General features: G+C 73.4%; 7 protein-coding genes. 3 read left to right on the top strand and 4 right to left on the bottom strand.

Features of this window, described 5'->3' with window-relative positions:
• A partial coding sequence (locus AC1DWC_RS26380; protein WP_477912810.1) for an Hsp70 family protein occupies positions 1–1,030 on the bottom strand: 1,030 nt, incomplete at its 3' end.
• A gap of 188 nt (positions 1,031–1,218) precedes the next feature.
• Here AC1DWC_RS26380 and AC1DWC_RS26375 point away from each other — a divergent pair.
• The 3 genes from AC1DWC_RS26375 to AC1DWC_RS26365 are packed head-to-tail and all read left to right on the top strand — an operon-like array spanning position 1,219 to position 3,618.
• On the top strand, positions 1,219–2,265 hold the full coding sequence (locus tag AC1DWC_RS26375) for a Dyp-type peroxidase (protein WP_477912808.1): 1,047 nt from the start codon (positions 1,219–1,221) through the stop codon (positions 2,263–2,265).
• Positions 2,262–3,065: a family 1 encapsulin nanocompartment shell protein gene (locus AC1DWC_RS26370; protein WP_477912806.1), complete on the top strand. Its 804-nt coding sequence runs from the start codon at positions 2,262–2,264 to the stop codon at positions 3,063–3,065. The genes AC1DWC_RS26375 and AC1DWC_RS26370 overlap by 4 nt, the downstream gene beginning before the upstream one ends.
• Positions 3,066–3,105: 40 nt before the next feature.
• Positions 3,106–3,618, top strand: a complete 513-nt coding sequence (locus tag AC1DWC_RS26365; protein ID WP_477912804.1) for a nitroreductase family deazaflavin-dependent oxidoreductase — start codon at positions 3,106–3,108, stop codon at positions 3,616–3,618.
• Positions 3,619–3,624: 6 nt separating this feature from the next.
• Here AC1DWC_RS26365 and AC1DWC_RS26360 read toward each other — a convergent pair whose 3' ends face one another.
• The 3 genes from AC1DWC_RS26360 to AC1DWC_RS26350 form a co-directional block, all read right to left on the bottom strand.
• Positions 3,625–4,197, bottom strand: a complete 573-nt coding sequence (locus AC1DWC_RS26360; RefSeq protein WP_477844741.1) for an NADPH-dependent FMN reductase — start codon at positions 4,195–4,197, stop codon at positions 3,625–3,627.
• A 100-nt stretch (positions 4,198–4,297) separates the two neighbouring features.
• Positions 4,298–6,868: a LuxR C-terminal-related transcriptional regulator gene (locus AC1DWC_RS26355; protein WP_477912802.1), complete on the bottom strand. Its 2,571-nt coding sequence runs from the start codon at positions 6,866–6,868 to the stop codon at positions 4,298–4,300.
• Between the two features lie 10 nt (positions 6,869–6,878).
• Positions 6,879–7,188 (bottom strand): hypothetical protein (locus AC1DWC_RS26350; RefSeq protein ID WP_477912800.1); only part of this gene is annotated, 310 nt, incomplete at its 5' end.

Here is a 7,188-nt window from a genome sequence, read left to right as displayed (position 1 = left end):
GGATCGCGGCGCCGTGCGCGACCGCCCGGCCGGGCTCCGGTGCGGAGACGGTCGGCAGGTCGAGGGTCTGCGCGGCGAGTTCGGCGACCAGCGGCATGGCCGAACCGCCACCGGTCAGCAGCACCGTCCGCACGACGGCGGGTTCGAGTTCGTGGGCGCGGATGCTCTCCTCGACCATCGTCAGCGACCCGGCGACCTGGCCGCGGAGCATCTCGTCCAGTTCGGTCCGCGTCAGGGTGACGCTGGTGTGGACGCCCGCGACCTCGACGGGCACGGCAGCGGTGTCCTGCGTCGACAGTTGTTCCCGGGCCTCGCGGCAGCGTTCGCGCAGCGTCGTCAGTTGCGCACGGGTAGCCGGATCGGCGGTGTCGACCGGCCCGAGATCGGCGGCGACGACGGAGAGCACGTGCTCGACGACGGTGCGGTCGAGGCTGTCGCCGCCGAACAGGGTGGTGTAGGTCGACGGCCGCAGCAGCCCGGCGTCTTCGCCGGTGCGGACCAGCGAGACGTCCAGGCCCGCGGAGCCGAGGTGGTACACCCCGACCACGGCGTCGCCGAGCGGGCCGTGCGCGGCCTCGAGCCAGGCCACGGCGGCCACCGCGTCGGGCATCAGCGTCACCGACGCCTGGCCGACGTGGTCGAGCGCCTCGCGCAAGGCGGCCACGGTGGCGGCGTCCCAGTGCGAGGGGTAGGTGGCGACCACCGGGAGGGCGGCATTGGTCGGGAAGTCGTCGGGGAACTGCTCGGTGGCGGCCAGCAGCAGGCCACTGACTGCCGTCGCGACGAGGTCTTCCGCGAGGTACGACGTTCCGTCGGGCGCGCTCAGCCCGGCCGGGTCGCCGACCCGTGAGGTGAACCGCGACAGCACGCCCTCGCGGTCGGCCGGTGCGCCGAGGACCGCCGCGTCCTCGCCGAGCAACAGGGTTGCTGCCCGCACCACGGCCGGTGGCTCGTCGAGCAGGCCGCCGCCCCGCTGCAGGATGGCGGTGGCCGTGGTGTCGCCCACCCGCAGCCCGAGACCCGCGGTCATGTCGTGTCTCCTCGTGTTCGGCGGCGGTTGCCGCTACTGGCGTTCACCTTAACCAGCCGATTGCCTCGGGCCGTCGCCACCAGGGTCGTCTGCTCTCCCTGCGGTGGCGCCGGTGGTGTCCTACCCTCAGGTGGAGTGCGCGCACAGGCGGGAAAACCGCAGCCCCGCCGCGAACTTCCGGGAGCACGATGAGCCGCCCCGAACCGCAACCCGTCCTCGAACCACTCAGCTCGGCCGCACTGTTCCTGGTGGTGGCGGCGGGTCCCTCGCGAGCGGACGCGCGGCGGGTCCTGGAGGTGAGCGCGGACGTCGGATCGCTGGTGCGGGCGGTCGGTTTCCGCGAGTTGGCCGGCTCGCTGAAATGCGTCGTCGGCCTCGGCTCCGACCTGTGGGACCGGGTGGGTCCGCGGACCCGGCCGACGGGCCTGCATCCCTTCGTGCCGTTGCGGGGCGAGGTGCACAGCGCCCCGTCGACGCCCGGCGACGTGCTCTTCCACATCAAGGCGGCGCGCGCGGACCTCTGCTTCGAACTGGGCCGGCTGATCGTCGACGCGCTCGGCGACGCGGCGACCGTCGTCGACGACGTCACCGGGTTCCGCTACTTCGACGCGCGCGACCTGCTCGGCTTCGTCGACGGCACGGAGAACCCCGTCGGCTCCGGTGCCGGGGCGGCCGCCCTCGTCGGTGCCGAGGACGAGGAGTTCGCCGGCGGCAGCTACGTGATCGTCCAGAAGTACCTGCACGACATGGCCGCCTGGCAGTCGCTCACCGTCGAGGACCAGGAGCGGGTGATCGGACGGACCAAGGTCGAGAACGTCGAACTCGCGGACACCGTGAAGCCGAGCAACTCGCACGTCGCACTGAACACACTGGTCGACGCGGACGGCACCGAAAGGGAGATCCTGCGGGACAACATGCCCTTCGGCAGCCTCGGCGACGTCGAGTTCGGGACCTACTTCATCGGCTACGCCAGGGACCCGTCGGTCACCGAGGAGATGCTCCGACACATGTTCCTCGGCGACCCGCCCGGCAACTACGACCGCATCCTCGACTTCTCCACGGCCGTCACCGGCACGCTCTTCTTCGCCCCCAGCCTGGACGTCCTGGAATCGCTCGGCGGTCCCGAGACGACCGGCGCTGCAACGGAAGACGACGCGTCGTCAACCGCCGGCGCCGAGCCCGACCGGTACGGAATGTCCCTGCAGATCGGCGACCTCAAAGGAGTGGCGCAATGACTGATTCGAGCAACCTGCACCGTCGGCTGGCCCCGGTCACCGAGGCCGCGTGGGAGCAGATCGGCGAGGAGGCCGCCCGGACCTTCAAGCGGCACGTCGCCGGCCGACGGGTGGTGGACGTGGTGGGCCCGCTCGGGTACGCGTACTCCGCGCACAACCTGGGACGGGTGCGCCCGATCAGGTCCTCGGACAGTCGTATTCGCGCGCAGCAGCGCCAGGTGCACCCGTTGGTGGAGTTGCGGTTCCAGTTCACGCTCAGCCGCGCCGAGGTGGACGACGTGGCGCGGGGCTCGCTGGACTCGGACTGGCAGCCGGTCAAGGACGCCGCCAAGGCCGTCGCCTTCGCCGAGGACCGCGCCGTGTTCGGCGGCTTCGAGGAGGCCGGCATCCGCGGGCTCGGGCCGTCGAGCAGCAACCCGGTGTTCGAGATGCCGGCCGACCCGCTGGCCGTCCCCGACGCGGTGGCGTCGGCGCTGTCGGCGCTGCGACTGGCCGGGGTCGAGGGCCCGTACGCGGTGGTCCTCGACGCGGACGCGTACACCGCGGTGAGCGAGACCCGGGACGAGGGTCATCCGGTGTTCCACCACCTCGAGGACCTGGTGGCCGACGTCGTCTGGGCGCCGGCGGTGCAGGGCGGCTACGTGCTGTCGACCCGGGGCGGGGACAACCAGTTGACCCTCGGCGCGGACCTGTCGATCGGCTACGACAGTCACACCGACCGCGAGGTGACTCTCTACCTCGAGGAGTCGCTGACCTTCTCGTCGCTCACCTCGGAGGCGTCGGTCGTACTGCAGCGGTGAGGGTCTCGTGTCGCGGCCCGCGGTGAACTACGCTGGAACGGTGACTGCGGCGCAGAGCTATCGGGACACCAATCCGTTCTACAAGCTGGTGCGCGCCTCCGGGGGCAGCGCGCCGATGGCGTGGTTCTACGCGCGCACGCTGCACCACATCGACCGCCCGGTCTTCCGGATGACCAACGGCAGACGTACGTTCACCAGCATGCTGACCGGGCTGCCGATGGTCATGCTCACCACCACCGGAGCCAAGAGCGGGATTCGCCGCACCCTGCCACTAGTCGGCCTGCTCGACGGCGACCGCGTGGTGGTGATCGCGTCGAATGTCGGCCAGCACGGGAATCCGGCGTGGTTCTACAACCTGCGCAAGAATCCCGAGTGCACCGTGGTGGTGTCCGGGGGTGCGCCGCGGCAGATGTACGCGTACGAGGCCGAGGGCGACGAGCGGGACCGGTTGTGGCGCCGCGGCCTCGAGATCTACCCGGGCTGGGCGGGCTACGAGAAGCGGGCCACCGACCGGCGGATCCCGGTGATGGTGCTCGCGCCCGCTCCTCGCTGAGGCGGGCTACGGCGCCGGTTTCGGGTTGACGCTGATCACCTTGCACACGAACTCCTCGTACAGCCGAAGCCACTTGTCGAGGAACTCGGCGGTGGACTCGACGGTGACCTCGCCGTCCTCGGTGATCAGGCCGTCGTGGAACTGGATGTACGCCTCCGGCTGAGCCAGTTCCGGCGAGTTCACGAACGACAGCACGCTGCGCAGGTGCTGCTGCGCCACGGCGGTGCCGATGTGGCCCGGCGAGGTGCCGATCACCCCGGAGGGCTTGAGCGCGAACGAGTTCTGGCCCCATGGCCGAGAACCCCAGTCGATCGCGTTCTTCAGCGCGCCGGGGATGGAGCGGTTGTACTCGGGGGTGACGAAGATCAGCGCGTCCACGCTCGCGACGGCCGCCTTGAACGCCACGCCCACGGGCGGGTACTCGGCGTCGTAGTCGTGGTTGTAGAGCGGCAGGTCCCGGATCGGGATCTCCTGCATCGCCAGTCCGTCGGGACTCCGGCGCATCAGCGCCGTCGCGAGCCTGCGGTTGATGGAGTTCTTCGAGAGACTGCCGACGAACACGCCAACCCTGTACGGCATCGGCTTCACCCTTCCGGTCGTGCCCCTGGCAGGAGACCTCTTCGGATCGCGCACGTGCGGTTCCAAACGTAGTCCCGCGACGCGGACGGGGGAAGGTCTCCTACCCGCCGTAACCCATGGCCCGCAGCATCGAGAGCATCTCGGCCCGGGTCGGGGCGTCGAGCCGGCGTCGGATCCGCGCCACGTGGTGCTCGACGGTCTTCGCGGAGATGAACAACCGCGCGCCGATGTCCCGGTAGGTCAGGCCCGTCACCAGCAGGCGCGCCACGTCCGACTCTCTCTCCGTCAGACCGCCCGTCGGCACGGACTGCGCCGCGGTGCCCGACGCGGGTGCGACGTCGGCGGGAACCGGCGCAGCCGGGCGCAACGACCGTGCCACCTGCAGCAGGGCGGTCGCGGCGGGGGTGTCGGTGGCGCGCAGCGCGGCCTCGCCGGCCAACCGGGCGCCGTCCCAGGGCAGGCCGATCCCGGCCAGGGTGCGGGCGGACTGTTCCACCTCGGTCGCGTCGGTCACGCCCTGCAGCACCCGCAGCCAGGCGCGGCCGGCGCGGGCCAGTCCGGCCGCGTACGTGCTGGTCTCGGCGGCGACGCCGAGCGCGTGGGCGTGCGGCACCAGGTCGGCGGGTGTCTCGGCCAGGATGGCGGCCTGCACCCCGTACCAGTGCAGCGGCGAACCCCACAGCGGCGGCTCGCCGAGCCGCGTCAGCAGCTCGCGGGCCTGGTCCACCAGGTGTGCGACGCGGTGCAGTTCCTGCAGCCGGGCCGCGGCCAGCCACAGCTCGCCCAGCGGCAGCAGGCTCAGCAGGTCCACGCAGTGCTCGGCGACCACCGTCTGCGCCCGCTCCCAGGACTGGCGCAGTGCGCCGACGTCGCCGGTGCGACGGGCCAGGCCCACCCGCAGTGCCGCGGCGAACAGCGCGTCGCGGGGGTTCAGCTCGCCGGGCGAGACCGAGTTCAGTTCCTGCGCAGCGGAATCGAGGTCGCCATGGGTCATCGACACCCAGGCGAGCAGCAGCAGGTGCCGGGCCCGGCTCACCCCGCCCTCCGCGTCGGTGTCCAGCGCCCGCTGCAGCACCGCACGGGCCCGGTCGAGTTCACCGCAGTGCAGTGCCGCCAGGGCGGTGACCGCCGCGCCGGTGTCCGGCAGGAAGGTGGTGCGTGATGCGTTGGCGCCCAGGGACAGCGCGCGGGTCAGGGTGTTCAGGGCGATCGCGGTGGACCCGTCGAGTGACTGCCGCAGGCCGTCCGCGAGCAGGGTCGCGGCGGCCGCACCCGACGTGGGCGGCACCAGGCTCGGTGGAGGGCCACCAGTTCCGTTGTCGGACAGCGCGATGCCGGACATGACGGACGCCGACTCGGGTCGGCCGGCGGCCAGCAGCACCATCGCCGCGACCGGGCGGTCGACCCCGGCGCGCACCGGGCCGAGCCACTCGTACAGGTCGGCGCTGCGGGTCACCATGCCCTGGTGCGCGGCGACGCTCGCCGCAATCCGCACCGCGGCCGCCAGTTCGGCAGCCGGTAGGTCCGCGGCGTGCTCGAGCCGGCCGTCTGCCAACCGGACCGCGGTGTCCAGGTCGCCGCAGAGTCCGGCCGCCTCCGCTCGGCGCAGCGCCAGGCGCGGGCCGTCGGCGCCGGCCCGCAGTGCGGACGCGTACAGCTCGGCAGCCCGGCGGGGCGGGGCGAGTTCGGCTTGCTCGCACAGGAACTCGGCAAGGACAGGGTCCGTCACCCCCGCCTCGGCGAAGGCGCGGGCGGAGGGGAGGTCCAGCGTCCCCAGCGTGACCCGGGCCCGCAACGCCTCGGCCTGCAGCCCGGCCACCCGCCGGGCGCCGAGCAACGACCGCAGGGGTTCGTGCGCCGAGGCGAGCAGGGCGCCGGACGGCAGCACCAGCCCGCAGGCGCGGGTCCGGTCCACCAGGTCGCGGGCGGCGTCCGGCACGAGTTCGAGGGTTCGGCCGAGTTCCGCGGCATCCAGCCCGGCGCCGGTGGTCGCGACGGCCAGGGCGGCCAGCAGGTCGGCGTCGAGCCCGCCAAGCACGTCGTGGTGGCAGTCCGTGACCGCCGCTGTCACGGCCCGGTCGAGGCCGTCTCGGGTCAGGCCGCCGGCGCGCAGGGGCGCGAGGGCGGCGTCGACGCAGCGGGGGAGCCCGCCGGTGAGCCGGTGCACCAGCGTGACGACCTGCGGCGGCAGGCTCATGCCCAGCAGCAGTTCCGCATGCGCAGCGGTGTCACGGGGCGAGAGGTGCCCCAGGGCGACGGTGCCGTCGAGGGCGGCGGACAGCGCGCGCAGTGCGTCGTTGGCGGGGCGGGGTTCGGCGGCGACGACGAGGGTCACGTCGGGGCGGGCGGCGACCTCGGCCAGGGCCGAGAGGCTGCGCGCGGCGAGCAGGTGGGCGTCGTCGACCAGCACCACCGAGCCCGGCGGGGGCGCGGCACCGTCGAACACCGCACCGCCGGGCGCGGCGCCACTGAAAACCATTGCGTCCGAAGCCCTGTCGGCCGCATCCCGGACCGCCGCGAGCAGCGCGGACTTCCCGGTGCCCGACGCGCCCCGGACCAGTCGGTGGGGGTGCCCGTGGCGCGCGTCGGCCAGCAGCGCCCGGGCGGCCGCCGACGCGGTCGCGGGGGTGGCCACGGAGCCGGATGCCAACACCTTTGCCTCGCTCCTCACCTGGTCCGGCCTACTCGCCGCCGACGACGGCGCCGAGGACGTTGCCGACGCCGTTGCCGAGGCCGCCCACCACCCCGCCGAGGCCGCCCACGACGCCGCCGAGTCCCTGGCCGACCCCGTCGACCACGGCGCCCGCGCCGTTGGCCACGCCGCCGACGCCGTTCACGACGCCGTTCGCGACGCCGGCGCCGCCGTCACCGGAGGGCCCCGGCGCTGGGGCGGGTGCGGGCGCCGGAGCCGGTGCGGGGGCCGGAGCCGGAGCCGGTGCGGGGGCCGGGGCAGGTGCGGGGGCACCGGTGCGGGGGCCGGTGCCGGGGCTC

This window comes from Rhodococcus sp. P4_C10, from assembly GCF_056402135.1.
This window is presented reverse-complemented; position numbering and strand designations above follow the sequence as displayed.

Coding starts and splice junctions, on each gene's coding strand:
- AC1DWC_RS26360 (WP_477844741.1), bottom strand. CDS start 4,197: ATGCCGTACAGGGTTGGCGTGTTCGTCGGCAGTCTCTCGAAGAACTCC.
- AC1DWC_RS26370 (WP_477912806.1), top strand. CDS start 2,262: ATGACTGATTCGAGCAACCTGCACCGTCGGCTGGCCCCGGTCACCGAG.
- AC1DWC_RS26375 (WP_477912808.1), top strand. CDS start 1,219: ATGAGCCGCCCCGAACCGCAACCCGTCCTCGAACCACTCAGCTCGGCC.